Origin of the sequence: Methylococcus sp. S1M (assembly GCF_051295855.1) — a bacterium.
Lineage (GTDB): Bacteria > Pseudomonadota > Gammaproteobacteria > Methylococcales > Methylococcaceae > Methylococcus > Methylococcus capsulatus.
This window is the reverse complement of the sequence record NZ_JBPDXO010000048.1, coordinates 1-316: the sequence shown is the minus strand read 5'-3', so window position 1 is coordinate 316 and position 316 is coordinate 1. Positions and strand designations below refer to the sequence as shown.

Below are 316 nucleotides of genomic sequence, written 5' to 3'. Positions count from 1 at the left end.
CCCCGAATCACGCCCGGATGTGCCGAGGCGAACTGCCCGAATTCCCGGATGACGGGACGGACGGTCTGCAACAGATCTGTGAGCGGCGGCAGCAGGGCTTCGCCGACCACCAAGCCAACCTCACTCATCCCAATACGGAAGGCTTTCAGGCTTTCATTGAAACCCTGGGTGCGCTTTTGGAAATCGGTGCCTATCAGATCCTGATTCGCCGCGCCGAGCGCACCTTGCTTAATGTCCTGGTACTCGGCCCGGTTCGCCAGCATCGGGCGGATGAAGGACATCGCCTGCATGTCCTGGAACAATTCACCCAGCCTGA

Annotated in this window: 1 protein-coding gene; it reads right to left on the bottom strand. The window is 60.1% G+C overall.

Annotated elements, in window-relative coordinates:
* A partial coding sequence (locus ACSHWJ_RS16030; RefSeq protein WP_435928783.1) for a hypothetical protein occupies window positions 1-281 on the bottom strand: 281 nt, incomplete at its 3' end.
* Window positions 282-316 lie beyond the last annotated feature (35 nt).